This window comes from Pseudoalteromonas sp. CnMc7-15, from assembly GCF_022347925.1.
In the GTDB taxonomy this organism is placed as follows: Bacteria; Pseudomonadota; Gammaproteobacteria; order Enterobacterales; family Alteromonadaceae; genus Pseudoalteromonas; species Pseudoalteromonas ruthenica.
Map to the genome: position 1 here is coordinate 355,577 of NZ_JAKRFT010000001.1, position 20,746 is coordinate 376,322.

The following is a 20,746-nucleotide window of genomic DNA, read 5'->3' on the forward strand; positions in this document are numbered from 1 at the left end:
ATTTCATCGGGCTTTTTTTTATGAAACGTAAACGCATTTATATCGCTTATACAGGCGGTACCATAGGTATGAAAAAATCCAGCCAAGGCTATGTGCCAGCGGCGGGATTTTTAACCGAGACGGTGAAAAACAGTGCTGAATTTAATCGCGACGAGATGCCGCTGTTTGACATTGAAGAATATTGCCCGCTGATCGATTCTTCTGATATGTCACCGGCGCATTGGCAGATGATAGCCGACGATATTAAAGCCAAGTACCACGACTACGATGGTTTTGTGGTACTTCATGGCACCGATACCATGGCCTACACCGCGTCTGCCTTATCGTTTATGTTTGAAAACCTGACCAAACCAGTCATTATCACCGGCTCGCAAATTCCGTTGTCACAGCTGCGCTCAGATGGTCAAGTGAACCTCCTAAATGCGATGTATTTAGCAGCTAACTACCCCATTGCAGAAGTCAGCCTGTTTTTTAATAATCAGCTATTTAGAGGCAATCGTGCCACCAAAATCCACGCCGATGGGTTCAATGCGTTTGACTCTCCAAATTTGCCGCCGCTGGCAAAAGCAGGGATTAACATTCGGCTGCTAGAAGGCCAGCTAAGCCCCTATATCGACAACGATTTACAAGTCTCGCGCATCACCCCTCAAGCTATTGCCGTGCTGCACTTATACCCAGGGATCAGCGCCGATGTGGTCAGCTCTATTATTAATGACGATATTAAAGCGCTCATCTTACTGAGTTTTGGTGTCGGTAATGCGCCTCAAAACCACGAGTTTCTGGAGCTTTTAGCAAATGCGAACGAACGTGGCATTATCGTCGTAAACCTTACCCAGTGCTTACAAGGGCAAGTTAATATGGGCGGCTACGCTACGGGCAATGCACTGCTAAACGTCGGTGTGATCAGTGGCTATGATATGACCCTAGAGGCTTGTCTCAGTAAGTTACACTACTTGCTAAGCAAAAACGCAAGCCCGCAAAGTATTCGCCATTTAATGCAAGATAACTTGCGCGGAGAGTTGAGTCGCTAAGTGATATTTAGGCACGGCAGCGCCTGTGCCTTTTATTGCTAGTGGTATCTATCTGCACGCATAGTTCACTAGCGCAATAAGATAAGCCGCAGCCTGTACCAACTCGCTTTGCAAAAGCCCCATCACAGGGCGTGATTCACATCATAAACCACTTGGTCTGCTTTTATGGTTTGCTGAACCTGTAATTGCTCAAGTTGCTCCGGCTCAACGCGTAGCGGGTCTTTATCAAGAATAGCGAAATCAGCTAACTTCCCTACCTCTAACGTCCCTTTATTTGGCTCTTCAAAGTACTGCCAAGCCGCCCACTCTGTAATAGATTTCAAAGCGATATAAGGGCTCACTTGATGGTGCGCCCCCAACACTTTGCCAGAGCGTGTCTTGCGATTAACAGTTGTCGATAACACGCGTAATGGGTTGGGCTTTACCACAGGTGCATCATGATGTTGGGTAAAGCGCATGGCGTGTTTTTGCGCCCACCCTGTGGGAGAAATATTCTCAGCACGCTCCAGTCCTAATACTTCATCTCGGTGCCAATCTCCCCAATAGAAGGTATGCATAGAGAAAAAAGACGGGATCACTGCTAGCTGTTTCATACGTCTAAGCTGATCTTCACGAACAGTTTGCGCGTGGATCATCACCGTCCTGCGACCTGCCTGCTCAAATCTTGTCACTGCGCTTTCTATATCTCGCAATAAGGCGTCTGCTGCGGCGTCGCCATTGGTATGAACAATCAGTTGCCAGTTGTTGGCATAGGCCTGTGCCACGAGCTTAGAGCGAGCCTTATCATCGGCAATGGCTGGGTAGCCACGATACTCTGAGTTATGCCCTGCTGGCGGATGAAGATAAGGTTTACTGAGCCAGGCTGTTTTCCCTTGAGGCGAGCCATCAAAACTCAATTTGACGCCTGCTATTCGTGCCCCGCCTTGGTAATCTTTGCTAGCGCCTTGTTCAAGCATAAAATCATATTCCTGCTCAAGATCAGGGTAGATAGCCACATCAATCGGCAAAGACTGCTTTTGCGCCCGTGCTAACCAATACATACTGGTGCTTTTATCTGCACGACCTTCTTGCGCCGTGGTGTAACCATTGGCCATGTAAAGGGCAAGCCCTGCGCTCGCGATTTCATCTTGTAATTGCTTATCAATGGCCGAAAAAACACTAAACAAGGGCTGAAAAAGAGCCATTTCCTCAAGCACCCCATTCGCTTGATTAGAAAGTTCATCAATACGTATTACGCCGCCATCAATGTGTGGGGCCTGTGGTAAGTAACCCACCATTTCCAAGGCTTTGGTATTCATAACCCCCAAATGCCCGGACTGATGCATAATCAAAATAGGTAGTTCGCTGGAGACTGTGTCGAGCTCTGTGGCTGTTGGGTGCCGGCGCTGCGCCAGTTGTGAGTCGTCATACCCCATGCCAACGATCCAGCCGAGCTTTTTCGCTAACATAGGTTGACGCTGGTGCCATTGCGTTAAGGTGCTCAGCAACGCCTCAATAGAATTTACTTGGCCGTCAGGCCCTGGGAGTAAATCAGCACTCAACTGTGCTAAACCAGCATTGAAAAGGTGACTGTGGGCATCGATAAACCCAGGCAATAGCGCCTGCCCTTGTAAGTTCACTTGTTTAGTCTGCTCGCCAACATGATCATTTGCTTTATTAAGTTGACCGGTAAATATGATCCGACCACCTTTGGTTGCAAGCGCCTCAACATACTTGGGGTCGTCACCGACCATCGTTAGAATCGGGCCGCCAAAGTATAGGGTATCGGCATTTACGAGTTTATTTGCGGGTTGTTGAGGCTGAGTGCAGCCAATAATACCTACACTCAACAGTGCCAAACAGAGAATGCGTAACACTTTAAAGTCCTCAAAAAAGAAACTTGGAATGTGTTTTTAGCATATACAATAAAGCCCTGTATGGACAGGGCTCTTTTGATTGAAAAAGCAGCTAATTAATTAGCGTACTTTAGCGTCAATATCGACCAGATCAGTTAGATGACATAACTCACCAGTGTGGGTTTTAATACCATGCTCACCAAAGTAGTCACGCTGCGCTTGCACTAGGTGACCATTACTTGGAGTGCTTAGCGTTGCTAAGTAGTTTTGTGTTGCACACAGTACCGGGAATGCCAAACCAGTGGTCACGGCCGCACCAGTCACACTACGAAGCGCCTTCGCCTGCTCATCTAAGGTATCAATAAACTCAACACCCTGAGCAATTTGGTCTAGGTAATCTGCACGAATAATGCACCCTGCACGCCAAGTTTGCAGTGTTTTGTTTAAATCAACTTTCCATTGATGGTTTCGTGACGCGCCCTTGATCAGTGCCAAGCCTTGGCGGTAGCAAAGCAGGCTCGCTAAATGAAACGCTTGCTGCAACTGGTCAATATCAATATCGATACTGTCCGTTTGCTTTGCTGCATAGGTCATTTCTTTAGCCGCGTGGGTATCACCGGTATTAGTTAAGTGACGTGCCTGCACCGCAGCAACAAGTGATGGCACGGCAATACCAAGCTCCAAGGCATTTTGTGCCGTCCATAAGCCGGTGCCCTTGGCGCCCACCTTGTTATCGATTAAATCGACCAGCGGTGTATTGTCCTTGGTTGCTAACTTGAGGATATGGCTAGAGATAGAGAGTAAATAGCTGTTGAGCTCGCCCTCGGCCCAGGTATCAAAAATCTCGGCAATTTGCTGTGGTGTTTTGCCAGCGCCCAAGCGCAATAGCTGGTAAGTCTCGGCAATAAGCTGCATAAGGGCATACTCGATGCCATTGTGCACCATTTTCACAAAATGGCCACTGGCGGATTGGCCAACGCGGGCAAAACACGAGTCGCCGTTGTAACTGGCAGCTACTTTCTCAAACCAAGGTTCAATGCGCTCCCAGCCTCCTTCGGAGCCGCTCGCCATCATGGCCGGACCATGGCGTGCGCCTTCTGCACCACCGGAAATCCCCATCGTGGCAAACTCAAATTTGTTTTGGAATTTCAATTTGCGGGCAATGCCGTCTTTATAATTACTGTTACCGCAATCGATGATGATATCGTCTTTACTGACACCGGCATCGACCAAGTCGTGGCAGACTTTGTCAACCAACTCGCCTGCCGGTACCAACAAAAGGATAGAGCGCGGCGTTTCTAAACGACGCACCATGTCGTGAAGGTCTGAAACAATGTGCAAGCGCTCGGCCATTCCTTGTGATTTGGCGCAGCTTAACAATTCTTCCCCGGCATCGGGGTTGGTATCATAGGCTACTAGGGTGAGCCCTTTTTCGATTAAGTTCAGGGCGAGATTTTTGCCCATCACCCCAAGACCTACTAATGCAACTTGCATCCAGTTTCCTCCTCGGTAAAACGTACGACTGGGTAATTCAACGTAAATACGGCGGGCATTATAGGGCATACGATGCCCCATTCAATCCCCGGCGCTGAATTATATCAAATTAACGCAAGGTACATGGATAAAGTTTGCGGGTAAGCTTAATTGACTGAATCTGACACCGGTGTCATAATGCTGAAATCTTGTTAACGAATAATAGGAATTAGAGCTGGCGGAGCGTCCTTCCCTGCTCTAACATGCTATAAGCAATAATGCCTACAGGAGAAATGCATGCCAAGACGTACGAAAATTGTGGCCACCCTTGGCCCTGCCACGGACAGAGATAATAACTTAGAAAAAATCATCCGCGCTGGCGCCAATGTCGTGCGCTTAAACTTCTCTCATGGGGTGGCCAGTGACCACCAAGCGCGCGCCGAGGCCGTGCGTGAGATCGCTCAGCGCCTAGGCACTCATGTTGCCATCCTTGCTGACTTACAAGGCCCGAAAATCCGCGTAAGTACCTTTAAAGAAGGAAAAGTGAACCTCGCCCCTGGCGCCCCCTTTATCCTTGATGCAGCGCTTGCCCCAGGTGAGGGTGATGTTAATGGCGTTGGGATCGACTATAAAGAATTACCTCAAGACGTTAAAGCTGGCGACTTGTTGTTACTTAACGACGGTTTAATCCAGCTTACCGTAGAGCGTGTTGAAGGACAAAAAGTACACTGCAGCGTGAAAGTCGGCGGCGTATTGTCTAACAACAAAGGCATTAATCGCCTCGGTGGTGGCCTGACTGCCCCTGCATTTACTGATAAAGATAAAGAAGATCTTATCACCGCGACTAAAATTGGCGTCGATTATATCGCCGTGTCTTTCCCCCGCTCTGGCGATGATATGCGCTATGTGCGTTCATTAGCAGAAAAGGCCGGTTCAGATGCTCAATTGCTAGCGAAAATCGAACGTGCAGAAGCTGTAGAGACGGTTGAAGCCATAGACGACATTATCCTCGCATCAGACGCAGTGATGGTCGCGCGCGGAGATTTAGGCGTTGAAATCGGTGATGCGGAGTTAGTGGGTAAACAAAAAACCATTATCAGCCGAGCTCGTTCATTGAACCGTGTGGTGATCACCGCAACACAGATGATGGAATCAATGATTGATAACCCCATGCCCACGCGTGCTGAAGTCATGGACGTTGCTAACGCCGTGCTTGATGGCACCGATGCGGTCATGCTCTCTGCTGAAACAGCCGCAGGGGATTACCCTGAGCAAACAGTTGCCACCATGGCCCGTGTTTGCCTAGGTGCTGAGTCACAAAAAGAAACACACATTTCTAAGCACCGCCTTGATAGCATGTTTGCCGATAATGCAGAAACCATCGCACTATCTGCTATGTATGCGGCTAACCACCTGGGTACAGTGAAAGCCATTGTCGCGCTCACTGAATCAGGCAACACCTCTAAGCTGATGTCACGCATCTCTTCGGGTCTGCCTATTTATTCACTTTCACGCCATGGCAAAACACTGGGTCAGACCGCGCTGTATCGCGGCGTATATCCAGTGCGTTTTGACTCTACTAACTTCACCAAAGAATGTATTGTTAGTGAAGCAATGAATACCTTAGTAGAGCTTGGCGAATTGCAAAAAGGTGATACCGTGATCCTCACCCACGGTGACTTGATGGAAACCATCGGTGCCACAAATACCTTGAAAATTGTCACTGTAGGGTAAATAGTAGACATAAGTTTTCTATCTGAAGCAGCAACTTATGTCTCATTCAAAACGAATTGCAGTACTCACTTCCGGCGGTGATGCCCCCGGTATGAATGCTGTAATTCGCGCTGTTACGCTCAGCGCGCTATCTCATCAACATCAGGTCTTTGGCTTTTTTAGTGGCTACAACGGCCTTATCAATGAACACTTCACTGAACTCAACGCAGCCAGCGTAACCGATATCATCCACCGAGGTGGCACTATTTTAAAGTCGGCCCGCTGCCCGCAAATGCACCACCCAGATGGTTTGTTACAAGCTGCCAATAGCCTGCGTAAGTGCCATATCGATGCCTTGGTCGTCATTGGCGGAGATGGCAGCTTTAAGGGTGCTCAGGCACTTGCAGAGCACTGGTCAGGGCAAATTATTGGGATCCCCGGTACCATTGATAACGATATTAATGGCAGCGATGAAACCATTGGCTTTCACACCGCAATAGATACCGCATTGGGGTGTATCGATAAAATTCGCGATACCGCGCAAGCGTTTGAACGTACTTTTGTTGTCGAGGTAATGGGTCGAGATTGCGGCATCATTGCCATGGAAGCAGGCCTTGCCAGTGGCGCGGAGCAAATAATTTGTAAGGAACTGATTGATGACGAGCCACAGTTTTTACAGAAACTGTATGAGCAAGTAAAAGCGAATGTTAATAATGATGCCGGTCATAGCTACGTGCTGGTCATGGCAGAGCACTCGCTATCAATTAGCGCCGAGCAATTAGCGGCCCAGCTGACCGAGCACAGCGGCGTTGAAAGCCGCAGTGCCATTTTGGGCTATGTACAGCGTGGCGGTGCCCCTGTGGCAGGCGATCGCATATTAGCAACGCAGTTAGGCTGCAGCGCCATCGAGCATCTTAATGCTGGCGCTGATGGTGTCATGGTCGGTGTCGTTAATAATCAGCTTAAAACTTTGGCTTTTGAGCACACCAGCGACACACAACAGCGTAATCGTGATTTTGTCGCCCGCTTAAAACGCTTTCGCCGTTAATTGGCCAGCGCCGCTTTGACTTTATCTCGATAGCTGCGACTGACTTTAAGCTCCTGTCCGTTGGTGAGCACCAGCAGGTATTCACCACTGACTTGCGTCACTAGCTTGTTGATTTGTTTTGAATTAACAATGGCGCTGCGGTGCACACGAACAAACAACCCAGGGTCGAGTTCTTGCTCAAGCTCTTTCATGGTTTTACGCAGAATATGGGTTTGCCCATCCCCACAGTGCAGGCACATGTAGTCCCCTGCCGCATCAACCCATTGGATAGTATTAGTAGGCACACGGATGATCTCGCCCTGCTCTTTCACCGCCAGCGACTCTGGGTAGCGCTTAGTTTCTAATGAATCGCCCGAGGCTAGTTTCTTGAGAATTTCCTCGCAATTATTGCCTGTGATCCCAGCCACAAAACTCGCTAGCTTTTTCTTATGGGTGTTGTCTTGTTGTGTTTTTAGATGTGATTGCACTTTCTCCACCGCCTGTTTTAGTCTGTTGTCATCTACGGGTTTGAGTACATAGTCCAAAGCATGGACTTCAAAAGCTTGAACGGCGTAACGGTCGAAGGCAGTGACAAACACCACCAAAGGTTGTTGTGAGTCTGGCAGTTGCGCTAACGCATCCGCGACCTCAAAGCCATTCATACCTGGCATCTGAATATCCAAAAAAACCAAGTCGATAGGCTCGCTGCGACAAATATCGACGGCCTCTTGCCCTTGAGCGCATTGCTGTACCAGCTCAATGCATTCAATATCAGCTAATCGTATAGCCAACCCTTTACGGGCCAGCGATTCATCATCCACGATGAGGGTTTTTATGGTATTCATTCTGCTACAGCCTTTTCATAGGGGATACGTATGTTTACCGTCAGACCGGTGGGCGTATTCCCTGATAATACAAATGAATAATTGTTCTCGTAAAGTGTCTTTAGTCGATCTTTAGTATTGGCCACACCGACACCGGTGGCATTGACCAATTGGCCATCTTTAAGCTCAGCGCCAGGGCCATTATCGCTCACTTCCAGTAACAGCTCGTTGGCAAACACTTGGGCTTTAATACTGATCACCCCGCCTTGTGTCATCTGCGCAATGGCATACTTCAATGAGTTTTCAATTAACGGTTGCAAAATCAAGCTCGGGACCAAGGCATGGCTTGCTTCATCACTGACTTGCATGTCCACCGCTAGGCGGTCATCAAAACGTACTCGCTCGATTTCCAAATACAGACTCAACGCATGGATCTCTTGCTCGAGTGGCACTTTCTTTATCGGATCGGTATTGAGCGTATAGCGTAAAAAATCGCTTAACCGTGACACCATCTTGTTGGCGTCTTTATTCTCTTCCACTAAAATCAGCGTCGATATCGCATTAAGGGTATTAAACAAAAAATGCGGATTAAGCTGATAGCGCAACATTTTTAATTGCGCCTCATGAGCCATGGTATTGGCTTTCAGCGCTTTTTGTCGCTCCCCTTGGAGCAACTGGTAATATTTAATGCCAAAGTACAAACCACTCCAACAAAGGATGATATAGACCGCATCAAGGCCCTGTTGAAAGTAATAAAACCACTCATCAGGGCGGTAACCATGGCGATAAATTTCCCACAAATTAAATTTTTGTACCACCGACCACAAGGTCCCTGTGGCGTAGGAAGCGGTGAACACCACCAACACGAGCAGCCACGGCTTGGCATTCCACACCCGGCGATACAAGTAACGCAGCGGCACCGTCATTAAGCAGCCAGCATAGGCATTAAGCAAGATCACAAAGACGTAGATGTCGCGCATCTCAAATACTTTGGAGCCAATGTAATTCACCAGGGCATAACCTATCCAACCGGCTATCTGTAACACCCAAAAGAATCGTTGGCGATTATCAACTAGCTGCTGCCAATTCAAAATTCGTTTTACTCCTTTGCAACGCAGCCTTATCCACAGCGGTTGCATACTTATCTAACGCCATTATTAATAAAGACAACTAAAAAGGCACTGTGATTGGTCTTACTTAACCTTTCCTTCAACGCAAAACGCCGTGCAGTTGCACGGCGTTTGCTCATATTCGTGAAGGCTAGATGCTGACTCGCTTGTAGTTACGATACTCAGGGTGCCAGTAATTATTATCAATGGCTTTGATAATATCCTCATCGCTAAATTCCAACGCTTCACCTTGGGCGATGGCGACTTTAGCCACAGCAAAGGCGATACGTTTAGATAGCGATTCAATCTCAGTCAGTGGCGGCAGTAGGCTCCCTTTGCCATCATTGGCAAGGGGTGAGCTCGACGCTAAGGTTTCACTGGCCGCCATCAACATTTCATCGGTAATGCGCTTAGCTTTAATGGCAATTGCACCAAGGCCAATGCCAGGGAAGATATAACTGTTATTACACTGCGGAATAACATACTGCTGGCCATCATATTCCACGCTGCCAAATGGACTACCTGTGGCGATGATGGCACGCCCCTGTGTCCACGCCAACACATCACTCGGATGCGCTTCAACCTGTTTGGACGGGTTTGAAAGCGGGAAGATAATCGGATTTTCGTGGCTTGATGCCATTGCGCGGATCACCTGCTCAGTGAATAGCCCTGGCTGCCCAGATACGCCGATAATAATGCCTGGCTCAGCACAATGCATAACATCAAGTAAAGAGGCATAATCACCGCTGTACTGCCACTGCGAGAGCGCTTCATTGGATTGTACCAACGCCTGTTGGAAGTCACGCAGGCCTTGCATGCCTTCGCTCAGTAGGCCAAAACGATCAACCATAAAGATTTGACTGCGCGCTTGCTCTTCACTGATCCCTTCAGAGACCATTTGGCTGATCACCTGCTCGGCGATGCCACATCCTGCGGAGCCAGCCCCAACAAACACTACCTTTTGGTCGCTTAAACGGGTGCCCTTCACTCGACACGCGGCCAGCAAGGTGCCCACAGTGACAGCGGCAGTGCCTTGAATATCATCATTAAAGCTACAAATTTCGTCGCGATAGCGTTTCAGCAGTGGCATCGCGTTAGGCTGAGCAAAGTCTTCAAATTGCAGCATGACATTGGGCCAACGACGCTTCACGGCTTTGATGAACAACTCTAAAAACTCGTCATACTCTTGCTGGCCAATACGTGGGTGACGTGCGCCCATGTACATTGGGTCGTTCAGCAGTTTCTCGTTATTAGTGCCAACATCCAGCATCACCGGCAACGTGTAGGCCGGGCTGATGCCCCCGCATGCGGTGTATAACGACAACTTACCAATGGGGATACCCATGCCACCAATGCCCTGATCGCCTAGGCCAAGGATACGTTCACCATCGGTCACAACGATAACCTTCACCTTGCCTTTAGTGGCATTACGCAAAATATCATCGATATTGTGGCGGTCTTCATAGGAGATAAACAAACCGCGCGAGCTACGATAAATATCTGAGAATTGCTCACATGCATCACCCACTGTTGGCGTGTAAATAATCGGCATCATCTCTTCAATGTGGTCTCGCACCAAACGATAGTAAAGCGTTTCGTTATTGTCTTGGATGGCGCGCAAGTAGATATGCTTATTAAGGTTATCTTGGAAGCTAGAGTACTGTTGGTAACAGCGCTCTACTTGCTCTTCAATGGTCTCAAAACGTGGCGGCAGTAAGCCTGCCAAGTTGAAGCTCTCACGCTCACGCTGAGAAAATGCGCTGCCTTTATTTAGTAGTGGCGTTTCTAATAAGGTCGGACCAGCGTAAGGAATGTACAAGTAATTGGGATCGGTGTGTGTATTGGTTTTATCGTTGGATTTGTCTGTCATATTGCCTACTTAGCACAGAAGGAGATTGCCTGATATTATTGCCCTTAGCGCGCAAATTGCAAACCCATTTGGGCTTATCAGACCATTGATTTATCGCTGATTGGCGCATTATCATTTTTGATACACACCAATGAATCTTTGTTAACAAACAGCAGGCATTCAAATACCTGCTGTTTGTTTACCTTTATTTTCCGAGAGCGATTCCCTCTCGGCGTGGATCGGCACTGCCATAGAGCTTACCGCCTTTCACCTCGACTGCATGAATGCCAGAGTTAAGGTCGCCAATACGCACTTTGTGGCCCCATTGCTCGAGCTGCGTTTGTAGCTCCACCAGCTCAGTGCCCTGCTCTAAGGTGGTGATATGGTTACGATTAGTAATACGCGGCAGATTGATCGCTTGCTGAGCGCTCAGTTGCCAATCCAACACCCCGACCAATGCATGGGCCACGTAATTAATGATACGGCTGCCGCCGGGCGAGCCAATCACTAAACGCAAAGAACCATCTTCATTAAATACCATCACGGGGGCCATAGAGCTGCGTGGGCGTTTACCGCCTTCAACGCGATTTAATACATATTTACCATCACGCTTTGGCGACAGCGCAAAATCGGTGAGCTGGTTATTGAGCAGATAGCCATTGACCATCACGGTGGAGCCGAACGCCATTTCAATGGAGGTGGTCATCGACACCGCGTTGCCTTGATTATCAACAATGGAAATGTGGCTGGTATTGGGCAGCTCAAAGGCATCGTCTTTACCATAGGCAATCCCCACACCCGGGTGCCCAGCTTGCTTTTTAGCATCATGCTCAAGCATCAATAAGGCACGTTTTTCAAGGTAGCTATTATCGAGTAGCGCTTGCGTCGGCACGGGTTGGTAGTCGGGGTCAGCCATATAGACCTCGCGATCAGCGAAGGCTAAGCGCGACGCTTGGGTGAAGTAATGCAGCGCTTTAGGGCTATTAACCGCATATTGGCTGAGGTTTTTGTCCTCCAGCAGTTTCAAGATTTGCAAAACCGCCATGCCACCGCTGCTAGGCGGTGCCATCGAGCACACTCGGTATTGATGATAGCCTACACACACCGGGGCACGCTCTTTGGCGACATAGTTGTTAATGTCTTGCTCAGTGAGTAAACCTGGGGCGATGGGACTTGTTTGTACTGCTTTAGCAATGGCTTTGGCATTGTCGCCATGATAAAAGGCTTCCACTCCCTCGCTGGCCAAGCGTTTATAAAGCGATGCCAAGGCGGGGTTTTGCTTTACGGTGCCAATAGCCAAAGGCGCACCACCGGGAAAGAAATACGCCCGCGCCGCAGGCATTTTCTCCACTCCCGGGTTAATACGTCGCGCTAAAAGCTTATGTAATCGCGGTGACACCTTAAACCCTTGCTCGGCTAAAGTAATGGCCTCCTCAAATAAACGGGACCAAGGTAATTTGCCATCACGTTCATGGGCTTTGGCCAGCGCCTTCAAGACCCCAGGAGCCCCCACTGAGCGCCCGCCAACCACTGCATCAATCCAGCGAACAGCCTTGCCATTGCCGTCAACAAATAACTCCGGTGTCGCTTTGCTAGGAGCTTGCTCGCGGCCATCATAGGTGGTGAGTCGGCGCTGCTTTGCATCATAGTGCAAAATAAAGGCCCCACCGCCAATACCGGACGATTGCGGCTCGACTAATGTCAGTACCAATTGCACGGCAATGGCTGCGTCTATGGCACTGCCCCCTTCAGCTAAAATCGCTTCACCGGCGCGCACCGCATAGGGATTGGCAGCGGCAACCATGTAATGCTCACCGCTCACTTGTTGTTTTGTCACCACCGCCGTGGTGGCCTCAGGCTCTCTATCGGCGAGCACCTGTTTATTGGTGGTCGTGGTGGCTGTGCAGCCAGAGCTAATAAGCAACGAGAGAGCCGCTGCTATCTGGGTATAAGTTCGTAACATAGCGCTGAATGTTATTGTCGTGGTTAATTAATTGGCATCTTAAAGGCAAAGGGGCACAATAGGCAAAAAATAACGACCACTGTTAAGTTATGACTGTGTTTAAAACCCTCTTTTCGCACCGCGCAATGCTGTCCGTCTGGCCACTGATCGCACTGTGTACACTGTTTATGGTAATTGATGCCGCTGGGCCATTGTCTTTTCAGCGCCCCGCCATCGCTGAGGGCCAGTGGTATCGCTTGCTAACGGGACACTTTTTACACAGCAATTGGCCGCATTTAGGCATGAACATGGCAGGTGCTCTAGTGCTGTGGTCGCTCCATGGCCATTTTTTTAGTGTGCGTAAGTATTGGCTTTATTTGCTGCTCTTGTCTTTTGGGGTTGGCCTCTGTTTATACGGCTTTAGCCCGAACATCTCTTTATATGTCGGCTTAAGTGGTTCATTGCACGGCTTGATTGCCTATGGTGCAATGAAAGATATTCGCTGTGGTGAAAAAACTGGGTATTTAATTATCGTAGGCGTAATAGCCAAGGTGGCTTATGAGCAAATTGTTGGCGCCAGTAGTGACGTTGAGGCATTAATTGACTCCCGCGTGGCTATTGAGGCTCATCTATTCGGGCTATTGTGTGGCTTGGGCTTAGCGCTGCTAGAGTGGCGAGGCATAAAAAAACCCGAGGCTTAGCTCGGGTTTTTCATTAGCGATTAAAGGTTGTCTTCAAACAGCTTATAAATGCGGCGGTATTCATCTAGCCAGCTTGAGGGCTGCACAAAACCGTGCGGTTCAACTGGGAAGATAGCCGTTTCAAAGTCCTCTTTCTCCAGTTCAATCAAGCGCTGCACTAGGCGCACAACATCTTGGAAGAACACATTGTCATCAACCATAGGCGCATTGATCAATAGCGGCTTCTCTAACCCTTCAGCGAAGTAGATAGGCGAGCTACGCTCGTAGGCAATAGGGTCAACATCTGGGTGATTGAGAATATTAGAGGTATACGGGGCGTTATAATGAGCCCAATCGCTCACAGGGCGCAGTGCCGCTCCGGCTTGGAATAGTTCAGGCTCGGTGAACAGCGCCATAAAGGTCATAAAGCCACCGTATGAGCCGCCGTAAGTACCGACCCGCTCAACATCAACATTGGCGTTAGCCTGCATCCATTTTACCCCATCAACCAAGTCTTGCGTCTCTGGCGTTCCCATTTGTCGATAAATGGCAGTACGCCAATCGCGGCCATACCCTTTCGAGGCGCGGTAGTCCATATCCATAACCACATAGCCTTCGCTGGCAAGCAACGAGTGGAACATAAACTCGCGGAAGTAACCGGACCAGCCAAAGTGTGAGTTTTGCAAATAACCGGCGCCGTGGTTGAAAATAACCGCCTTGCGGGTATTACCGCTTTCATCGCTTTGGTAATCGCTGGGATAATACACTTTCGCATACACCGGTTGCTCACCATGGCTCGACGGTACGGCAACCACTTTCGGAGCCACCAGCTTAGTCGCTTTGAATTGCTCTGATACGGTGTGAGTTAGCTGCGTAACCTTAGCCCCCGGTGCCGCATCCATGACATAAAGCTCCGGCGGGTGCATGATTTTTGAGTGCTGTAACAGCAGTTTTTGCTCATCAGGACTCAAACTATAGTCAGTCATGCCATCAAGGCTGGTTAGCGCCTCGCTGTTGCCGCTATCCAGGTTTAAGCGATACACCTCGTAAATACCTGGGTGCTTTTTATTCGCTTTGTAGTAAAGATATTGGTCATTTTCGCTCAAGGTCAGATCGGAAACCTCAAATTGACCCTTGGTACGCTGGCTTGCTTTACCTGTTAACGGCTTTGTGTAGATGTGGCTATAACCGGATTGCTCTGACAAGAAATACAAAGTGTCGCTGGTGTTTAACCAACCGAAATCATTAAAGGTGTAGTTAATCCAAGCATCGTCATGTAAACGGTGTTGGTTCACTAACTTTTTACCTTTAAAGTCAACGGTCGCTATCCAGCGGTCTTTGTTGTCCCAGGCTTCGAGCATAACAGCAACTTGTGAGCCACTGCGGTTCCACTGAATGGCACTTTGACCCCAGCCCCAATCCATCATCAAATTGATTTCACGGCGCTTAGTTTCGCTTTCATACTCTTTACCTTGGCGGGCATAGTTTTCACGCTTCACCTCAGCAAGCACATCTTCATTCCAACCGGGCAAAGTATTATAGGTCAGTGTCGTTTTTGCTTTGCTCGGCAAGTCGATATACACCAACTCTGTGCCCTGTGGCTTGGCATCCGCAACCCGGCGACGGGCTGGTACCGATTCTACCCCTGCATCTTTGGTAATGTAATTAGGCATGATGTCGGTGTCGGCGCGCCAGCTTCTGTCATCGGTTAGCGCAACGATAAGCTTACTGCCATCGGGAGAGAGCTGGGCATCCACTAAACGCTTTTTATCGCCTAGGTAAATGGTGGCATCGACTACCGCGCTATTTTCATTCGCTAACTGCTGGTCGCGCTCGAGGGCATCTTTTTGGTTTTTTAGCTGCAGTGCAACATAGTCAATAAGCTTATGTTGTTCCTTAGCAATATAGCTTTTCGGCTCATTAACCTTGATTGGCTTATCTTCGAGCTTAAGATTGGCCAACTCACTATGCAGCCCGGTGCCTAAGTCTACATGCATAAACACGTTACCACGGCGATATACTAGGCTGTTATCATTTAAAAACTGCGGCGCAGATTCAAATGCCGACGTTTTGGTGATTTGCACTAAGGTGTTGGCAGAAGTATCACGAACAAACACATCCCCTTTAAATACATAGGCTTGTAAGCGGTTATCTTGACTGTATACGGCCTTGTCATCGCCCAACGTGTGTAGCTGCGCCAGCGTTACTTTGGTTGCACTGTCTGCGCCAACGGCCTGTGTGTAGGTGTCGCGTAGTTGATTACCTTGTTGTTTTTGCTGATAAACAACGGTGTTTGAATCGCTGTGCCAGAACGCGCCTTCTGGCTGGTTACCTATCCAGTCCGGATCAGCCATGGCTTGTTCTAAGGTAATAGCCACTGAACCTGGTTTTGCCGGTGTCTCCACTTGGCTTGGGGCGGAAGTTTGATTCGTTTCTACTTGCGTGTTGCTTTGTTGTGCGGTGCTTTGACAGCCGCTGAGGATAAAACTGGAAGCAATGGTCGCCGCCAGTACTGATTTATGGAACATGATTGTCTTCAACTAAATACACGGTGCCCTGATTTAAGCAAAAACTTACAAGCAAAGACAGTGTTTTAAGACCAACGGCAGTTTACTTAGACAAAAAAAAGGTCAGCAAGGGATGCTGACCAAAACTCTGCGCTAGCAATAACGAAACAAGTACGGGACCTGCTTCACATATATATAGAGTACTAAGCGGCTAAATGGTTCACTGTTTTTTTATTAATTTTAGGTCCATCCACACAAGACGATGATCTGACGAGGCTTTTCTATCACTAATTAATTTGTATTGTGCCGGGTTTTGCTCCGTCGGCCAATATACACCTGCCGAGATAGGCTCAAAACCGAACTTTGATGGCAACACATAATCAGCTCTAGCACGCCAGCTTGCGGTGTAATAACGCGCATACGCTTGCTCTTCCACCCCTGCTCCTCCGGTGCTCTCGGGCACCATACTGGCATCCACTTTATCATGAGCTAACACTTGATTAATGGCCTCAGGACGCGCTTTATCGCCTTGCGGTGCAGCGTTCAAATCTCCGAGGATAACAAATCGGCTGTTGTCATCGAGGCCTCCTTGGCGGCCTTGGTCATCCACCAAATAATCGCTTTGATTATCTAAATAATCGGCGATTAGTTTAATCTCAGCTTTATTGCGCAGACCGTTTCTATCTTCCGGACCATCGAATACCGGTGGTGTAGGATGAGATGCCAACAGATGCACACGTTTACCATCAACGCTGATAGGCACATCCCAGAATGACTTAGAGCTTAAGCGCGCAGCTTGCCATGTACGGTTATCATAAAAAGCATTGCCATCAAGCATGGGCATCTGCGCCTGCGGTTGTTGCGCCCATTTCAATTGTGCAAACGTGCGCACGCGCTCATGGTCAATGGGATAGCGGCTTAAGATCACCATGCCGTATTGACCAGGGTAGAAACCAAAGCCATAAGCATCCCCGCCATTGCCAGAGAGCTCACCATTGCCGTCAAAGTCGTAGTCGCTGGCAACACCGGTATTAACGGGCGCACTATAGCTGTAGGGGTAGTGAATGGCTTTTACACTGCAATGATCCTTGCCTAGATAGTGGCGTTGAAAAGCATCGACTTGTTCGCGCCAATCCTCGTTATAGTCGAATTCATTGAGTAATATCACATCAGGACGCACCCGTTGAATAATATGCGCGATATTGTGAATTTGTGGGTGTTGCCCTTGGGCTAGCAAGGCAGGTAAAGGCGATTCACTTAGCTCACTGGGATTAGTAACGTAGTTCGAGCCATCCATACTAACGTTAAAGGTCGCGATACGCAGCGTTGTTGGCACAGACGAATGAGGTTGCGCACAGGCCGCAACGAACAGACACAAGGAGCCAATAAGGCCAAAACGTTTGCACAAGGTCATTTAGGGTTTTCTCTTATATAAGCAAAATGAAAACGCCATACTAGCAGCTGTTAATGACATTGTGTCAGCGTTTGGGATGAAAAAACCGAGCTTCAAGGCTCGGTTTATTCGCTTAAATAGTCTTGTTGGTTGCTAGCGGTACTGCGCAACCACAGGTACTAGTTGAGAATTAACTGATGGGCTCGTGCTTCAATACCAGGATAATCCTGCTCGCTGAGGTGCTCATGCAATTCACCGAGACGCTCCCCAAGCTCATGCAAGGTATTAGCACTGACATTGATATGACCCATTTTTCGCCCTGGTTTTACCGCTTTACCATACCAGTGACTGCGAACGCCAGTGGTGGCCAATACCTCTGCCGGGATTGCTGGCTGACCCAAAACGTTAATCATCGCACTCGGCTGCAATAGATAAGTACAGCCCAAAGGCAAACCGGCAACAGCACGCACATGGTTCTCGAACTGGCAACAATAAGCGCCTTGCTGTGTCCAATGACCCGAGTTGTGAACACGCGGCGCAATCTCATTGACTAGCAATTCACCGTCAACATCGAAAAACTCGATAGCAAGTACGCCAACATAATCCAGCGCATTGGCTATTTTGCTGTAGGCATCAACCGCCTGAGATTGCATATCTTGGCTGACGATGCCTGCTACCGACAGCGTCAACACCCCGTCAGTGTGTTCATTTTCGGTGACCGGGTATACTTTTACATTCCCCTGTGCATCGCGCGCACCTATCACTGAAACTTCACGGTCAAACGCAATCATCTTTTCACAAATAATGCGATGCGACGCATCTTTATCTAAAAATGCCTGCATTTCTTGCCAGATTTCATCAGTCTGGTCGATGCTTTTTAAGCGCCATTGGCCTTTGCCGTCGTACCCAGCCTGACAAGTTTTGATCACCAAAGGTAAGCCCAGTTCATTCACCGCTTGCTCAAGGTGAGTACGTTCACTCACTAAAATATACGGAGCACTCGGTACGCCAGCATTATCGAGCAGCGCCTTCTCTTTGGCGCGATCGCCGCCGCATTCAATGGCTTTTTTACCGGGGAAGAATTTGCCGCTTTGCTCACAGGCCGCAAGCACATCGCTGGGAATATGCTCAAACTCAGCAGTAATACGGTCGCTACTGGCGATTGCTTGCTCTAACGTTTGCGTATAGTGCTCACCGGTTACCGGGTGCACCACTTGTTTGCTAGCCACGTCATAAGCACGAATATGGATATCCAGCGGCGCTGCCACAAGCGCCATCATACGCGCTAGTTGGCCCGCGCCCAGAACTAACATTTGCATATACAACTCGCTTATTCAGCTGGGTTAGGGTTAGCTAAAACAGTCTCTGTCTGCTCGGCACGAAATTGGTCAATTTTCGCCAGTAGCTCTGGTTGCTGACAGCCCAAGATTTGCGCTGCCAACAGTCCCGCATTAGCGGCACCGGCATCACCAATAGCTAAAGTACCTACCGCCACACCTTTTGGCATTTGGCAGATTGATAATAACGAGTCAACACCATTGAGCGCTTTCGATTTTACTGGCACGCCCAATACCGGTAGCGAGGTAAAAGCGGCCGCCATACCCGGTAAATGCGCAGCCCCGCCAGCACCGGCGATGATCACTTTAATACCACGCTCAGCAGCTGAGCTGGCATAATCAGCTAAAAGTTGAGGAGTGCGATGCGCAGAAACCACTTTGGTTTCATACTCGACACCGAATTTATCCAGCATGTCCGCCGCATGTTGCATGGTGGGCCAGTCTGACTTTGAGCCCATAATAATTCCTACTTTCATTGCCACTCCTCAGTATGAACGATATAAATGTAAATTACGCCGTATGATGACCAAGCATCAAGGGGGGTTAGCGCCGCAGTGATTCTCTTTCACCGCAAAAATTGTCGCGCATTATACTAAAAAGCCCGATAAAAAGCATGGCTAAGTTTTGTTGCTAGAGGCAATGAACAAAGTTATCCATTCGCTGCTTTCCAAACTCGCCATGCCTTAGCAGGCCCTATTATCAATGCCAAAACCACCACCCCTCCGGGGATGAGCACCGCCTTTAGCACCGGTCCTAAAACATAGCTGTAAAAGCATATAAAGGGCACAAATAACACATAACCGATTATCCGTGATACTATATTAACGACTGATTCCATTGTAGTTTTCCATCAACTTATAAAAATGAGCATGCTCATTATAATAATTGAGCGCGCTCAATATCAAGCAAAAGGGTTTGTTTTGAGTAACCAATTGACGCCTAAAAAACTGCAAACACGAACACGGATCTGCCAAACCGCGTGGGAGCTGTTTATTGCCAAAGGGTTTGAGAGCACGTCAACACGTGATATTGCCAAGGCAGCAGGGATAGCAAATGGCACCTTGTTTAGCCATTTTGCGAATAAAGATGAGTTGCTCAAGGTGTTAATGATTGCGCAGATTGATAACGTCATCGCTGATGCCCAACGCAGTGACGACCATCAGCAGCCAAAACTGAAAATGCGCCACTATGCCGCTCACCTGTATGCGTTTTATTTGCAGCATGTGGAATTCAGTAAGACCCTACTACAGAGTTTGATTTGGCAAGGACAGTTTTTCGATGAGCAAATACAGCAATTTAAAGCGTTGTTATTTGCATCGGCTCCCCAGTATGACGAGGTGCGCGCCGCAGCCATGATGGACTGTTACTTTATGACTTTGATAGAAGGTTTAAATCAGCCAGCCCCTAACGCTAATGCTATGGTGCGTCGCTTAAGTGCCAAGCTCGCCCTACTCTAATCAGGATTAACTTGCTTGATTGAGTTGCTCGGCAACATCGAGTGTACAGGCCGGTAACGCTAAACTATAGAGTTGCGCGCTACTTGGTTTGAAGCCTGCACGGGTAAGCGTGTTAATACTGCGGTGATTTTCGACCATCACTCGTGCTTGGATACGTGTGAGCGGCTTATCAATATAGCGGCCGTATTCGGCTAATAGCAAAGCTATTGCTGCTTGCATATAACCTTTACCCCAATGCTGAGGATGAAGTTCAAAGCCGAGCTCCGCGCAACCTTGGGCGATATTATACAAGCCGCAGCTACCAATGACCTGGTGCTGGTGAATGATAGCAAAGCGCACGCCTTGCCCTTTTAGAAGTAGTTCAATGTCCGCTTGAATCATACTACGCACCTCAGTTTTAGTTTTCGGTGGTAAATAATCATTAAAGCGAAAAACCAAAGGCTGCGAGAGAATAGCAAACATTGCCGGCGCATCTTTGTGGCCTATGGGACGTAAACTAAGCCCGCGAGATGGGCAGCGATTCATAGCAGTAAGAGTATATCGGGCTTGAGTTAGCGAATTATTGCCTT

Annotated in this window: 17 protein-coding genes; 5 read left to right on the forward strand and 12 right to left on the reverse strand. The window is 48.5% G+C overall.

What is annotated here, in order from left to right; genetic code table 11:
• The first annotated feature begins 20 nt into the window (after positions 1 to 20).
• Positions 21 to 1,031, forward strand: coding sequence for an asparaginase (gene ansA / locus MHM95_RS01615; protein ID WP_022946602.1), 1,011 nt, complete (start codon positions 21 to 23; stop codon positions 1,029 to 1,031).
• Positions 1,032 to 1,153: 122 nt separating this feature from the next.
• Here ansA and MHM95_RS01620 read toward each other — a convergent pair whose 3' ends face one another.
• A complete protein-coding gene (locus tag MHM95_RS01620; protein ID WP_239384022.1) occupies positions 1,154 to 2,887 on the reverse strand; it encodes an amidohydrolase in 1,734 nt (577 codons plus the stop codon).
• Between the two features lie 99 nt (positions 2,888 to 2,986).
• Positions 2,987 to 4,360 carry an NADP-dependent phosphogluconate dehydrogenase gene (gndA, locus tag MHM95_RS01625; RefSeq protein ID WP_053910488.1) on the reverse strand — a complete coding sequence of 458 codons (1,374 nt, stop codon included), beginning with the start codon at positions 4,358 to 4,360 and terminating at the stop codon, positions 2,987 to 2,989.
• Positions 4,361 to 4,636: 276 nt separating this feature from the next.
• On the opposite strand from gndA, the gene pyk reads away from it, so the two are divergent.
• Together pyk and MHM95_RS01635 are read left to right on the forward strand one after the other, a co-directional pair.
• The gene (pyk, locus tag MHM95_RS01630; protein ID WP_022946599.1) at positions 4,637 to 6,073 is read left to right on the forward strand and encodes a pyruvate kinase; all 1,437 of its coding nucleotides are present in this window, start codon (positions 4,637 to 4,639) and stop codon (positions 6,071 to 6,073) included.
• A 37-nt stretch (positions 6,074 to 6,110) separates the two neighbouring features.
• Positions 6,111 to 7,100: an ATP-dependent 6-phosphofructokinase gene (locus MHM95_RS01635; RefSeq protein ID WP_239384023.1), complete on the forward strand. Its 990-nt coding sequence runs from the start codon at positions 6,111 to 6,113 to the stop codon at positions 7,098 to 7,100.
• Here the strand turns inward: MHM95_RS01635 and MHM95_RS01640 are convergent.
• The 4 genes from MHM95_RS01640 to ggt form a co-directional block, all read right to left on the reverse strand.
• Positions 7,097 to 7,924, reverse strand: a complete 828-nt coding sequence (locus MHM95_RS01640) for a LytTR family DNA-binding domain-containing protein (protein WP_022946597.1) — start codon at positions 7,922 to 7,924, stop codon at positions 7,097 to 7,099. The two genes, MHM95_RS01635 and MHM95_RS01640, sit on opposite strands and share 4 nt — an antisense overlap.
• Positions 7,921 to 8,994: a histidine kinase gene (locus MHM95_RS01645; protein ID WP_045978310.1), complete on the reverse strand. Its 1,074-nt coding sequence runs from the start codon at positions 8,992 to 8,994 to the stop codon at positions 7,921 to 7,923. The genes MHM95_RS01640 and MHM95_RS01645 overlap by 4 nt, the downstream gene beginning before the upstream one ends.
• 169 nt (positions 8,995 to 9,163) lie before the next feature.
• Positions 9,164 to 10,882, reverse strand: a complete 1,719-nt coding sequence (locus tag MHM95_RS01650; RefSeq protein ID WP_022946595.1) for an NAD-dependent malic enzyme — start codon at positions 10,880 to 10,882, stop codon at positions 9,164 to 9,166.
• Positions 10,883 to 11,066: 184 nt separating this feature from the next.
• Positions 11,067 to 12,824, reverse strand: a complete 1,758-nt coding sequence (gene ggt / locus MHM95_RS01655) for a gamma-glutamyltransferase (protein WP_239384024.1) — start codon at positions 12,822 to 12,824, stop codon at positions 11,067 to 11,069.
• Positions 12,825 to 12,949: 125 nt separating this feature from the next.
• On the opposite strand from ggt, the gene rrtA reads away from it, so the two are divergent.
• A complete protein-coding gene (gene rrtA / locus MHM95_RS01660) occupies positions 12,950 to 13,504 on the forward strand; it encodes a rhombosortase (protein WP_239384025.1) in 555 nt (184 codons plus the stop codon).
• Positions 13,505 to 13,524: 20 nt separating this feature from the next.
• Here rrtA and MHM95_RS01665 read toward each other — a convergent pair whose 3' ends face one another.
• The 5 genes from MHM95_RS01665 to MHM95_RS01685 form a co-directional block, all read right to left on the reverse strand.
• The gene (locus MHM95_RS01665; RefSeq protein WP_239384026.1) at positions 13,525 to 16,011 is read right to left on the reverse strand and encodes a prolyl oligopeptidase family serine peptidase; all 2,487 of its coding nucleotides are present in this window, start codon (positions 16,009 to 16,011) and stop codon (positions 13,525 to 13,527) included.
• Between the two features lie 199 nt (positions 16,012 to 16,210).
• A complete protein-coding gene (locus MHM95_RS01670; protein ID WP_239384027.1) occupies positions 16,211 to 17,404 on the reverse strand; it encodes an endonuclease/exonuclease/phosphatase family protein in 1,194 nt (397 codons plus the stop codon).
• 158 nt (positions 17,405 to 17,562) lie between these two features.
• On the reverse strand, positions 17,563 to 18,702 hold the full coding sequence (locus tag MHM95_RS01675; RefSeq protein ID WP_045978314.1) for a 5-(carboxyamino)imidazole ribonucleotide synthase: 1,140 nt from the start codon (positions 18,700 to 18,702) through the stop codon (positions 17,563 to 17,565).
• Positions 18,703 to 18,713: 11 nt separating this feature from the next.
• Positions 18,714 to 19,196 (reverse strand): 5-(carboxyamino)imidazole ribonucleotide mutase, encoded by a 483-nt coding sequence (purE, locus tag MHM95_RS01680; protein ID WP_022946589.1) that lies wholly within the window; start codon positions 19,194 to 19,196, stop codon positions 18,714 to 18,716.
• A gap of 173 nt (positions 19,197 to 19,369) precedes the next feature.
• On the reverse strand, positions 19,370 to 19,558 hold the full coding sequence (locus MHM95_RS01685) for a hypothetical protein (protein ID WP_151172694.1): 189 nt from the start codon (positions 19,556 to 19,558) through the stop codon (positions 19,370 to 19,372).
• Between the two features lie 82 nt (positions 19,559 to 19,640).
• On the opposite strand from MHM95_RS01685, the gene MHM95_RS01690 reads away from it, so the two are divergent.
• The gene (locus MHM95_RS01690) at positions 19,641 to 20,177 is read left to right on the forward strand and encodes a TetR/AcrR family transcriptional regulator (protein ID WP_239384028.1); all 537 of its coding nucleotides are present in this window, start codon (positions 19,641 to 19,643) and stop codon (positions 20,175 to 20,177) included.
• Between the two features lie 6 nt (positions 20,178 to 20,183).
• Here MHM95_RS01690 and MHM95_RS01695 read toward each other — a convergent pair whose 3' ends face one another.
• A complete protein-coding gene (locus MHM95_RS01695) occupies positions 20,184 to 20,702 on the reverse strand; it encodes a GNAT family N-acetyltransferase (protein ID WP_268837975.1) in 519 nt (172 codons plus the stop codon).
• Positions 20,703 to 20,746: the final 44 nt, after the last annotated feature.

Coding starts and splice junctions, on each gene's coding strand:
- ansA (WP_022946602.1), top strand. CDS start 21: ATGAAACGTAAACGCATTTATATCGCTTATACAGGCGGTACCATAGGT.
- gndA (WP_053910488.1), bottom strand. CDS start 4,360: ATGCAAGTTGCATTAGTAGGTCTTGGGGTGATGGGCAAAAATCTCGCC.
- pyk (WP_022946599.1), top strand. CDS start 4,637: ATGCCAAGACGTACGAAAATTGTGGCCACCCTTGGCCCTGCCACGGAC.
- MHM95_RS01635 (WP_239384023.1), top strand. CDS start 6,111: ATGTCTCATTCAAAACGAATTGCAGTACTCACTTCCGGCGGTGATGCC.
- MHM95_RS01640 (WP_022946597.1), bottom strand. CDS start 7,924: ATGAATACCATAAAAACCCTCATCGTGGATGATGAATCGCTGGCCCGT.
- MHM95_RS01650 (WP_022946595.1), bottom strand. CDS start 10,882: ATGACAGACAAATCCAACGATAAAACCAATACACACACCGATCCCAAT.
- ggt (WP_239384024.1), bottom strand. CDS start 12,824: ATGTTACGAACTTATACCCAGATAGCAGCGGCTCTCTCGTTGCTTATT.
- rrtA (WP_239384025.1), top strand. CDS start 12,950: ATGCTGTCCGTCTGGCCACTGATCGCACTGTGTACACTGTTTATGGTA.
- MHM95_RS01665 (WP_239384026.1), bottom strand. CDS start 16,011: ATGTTCCATAAATCAGTACTGGCGGCGACCATTGCTTCCAGTTTTATC.
- MHM95_RS01670 (WP_239384027.1), bottom strand. CDS start 17,404: ATGACCTTGTGCAAACGTTTTGGCCTTATTGGCTCCTTGTGTCTGTTC.
- MHM95_RS01675 (WP_045978314.1), bottom strand. CDS start 18,702: ATGCAAATGTTAGTTCTGGGCGCGGGCCAACTAGCGCGTATGATGGCG.
- purE (WP_022946589.1), bottom strand. CDS start 19,196: ATGAAAGTAGGAATTATTATGGGCTCAAAGTCAGACTGGCCCACCATG.
- MHM95_RS01685 (WP_151172694.1), bottom strand. CDS start 19,558: ATGGAATCAGTCGTTAATATAGTATCACGGATAATCGGTTATGTGTTA.
- MHM95_RS01695 (WP_268837975.1), bottom strand. CDS start 20,702: ATGAATCGCTGCCCATCTCGCGGGCTTAGTTTACGTCCCATAGGCCAC.